The organism is Campylobacter sp. 7477a, from assembly GCF_014892335.1.
Lineage (GTDB): Bacteria > Campylobacterota > Campylobacteria > Campylobacterales > Campylobacteraceae > Campylobacter_A > Campylobacter_A californiensis.
In genome coordinates, this window is record NZ_JADBJH010000034.1 from 1 (window position 1) to 585 (window position 585).

Genomic DNA, 585 nt, shown 5'->3' on the forward strand with positions numbered 1-585 from the left:
GCCTATAATGCCGCTCTCGTTTTGCATAGGATTTATAAACAAAAGTTCGCCATTTGTAATAGTAGGCTCCATACTATCGCCACGAGCATTAATAATATGGATATTGGCAATATTACCACTAATACGCAAAAACTTACGCAAAAACTCCTCATCAAAATCCATAATCACAGGTGCTTCATCGTAGTTTATGACGCCGCCGCCCGCACTTGCATAGGTATCTTCAAAGTAAGGTATAGAGATGACGTTTGTTTCTTCTTGTGACTTTTTAAGGTTAGAGGGATTGGGGGACAGATTTTCATCATTGTGGGACAAAAAAACCTTGTCTTGGGGGACAGATTGGGGGACATTTTTTTTAATATCATTTTGTGTTAAGACATCAATATTTAAATTTAATGCTATTGCGATTTTTTTTATAACGTTTGTAGTTAAATTTTCATCATTAGCTTTTTCATATCTTTGAATTGTCTTTTCAGATACTCCAGCTAAATTTGCTAAATCTTTTTGATTTAAGCCACGTTCTTCTCTAAAAAAACGTATTTTTTGTCCTATCTTCATACGTACCCCTTGATAAAAAGACAAAATTGT

General features: G+C 34.4%; 1 protein-coding gene. It reads right to left on the reverse strand.

The window, feature by feature from the left end; translation table 11 throughout:
* A partial coding sequence (locus CCAL5182_RS08990; RefSeq protein WP_336610840.1) for an XRE family transcriptional regulator occupies positions 1-555 on the reverse strand: 555 nt, incomplete at its 3' end.
* Positions 556-585: the final 30 nt, after the last annotated feature.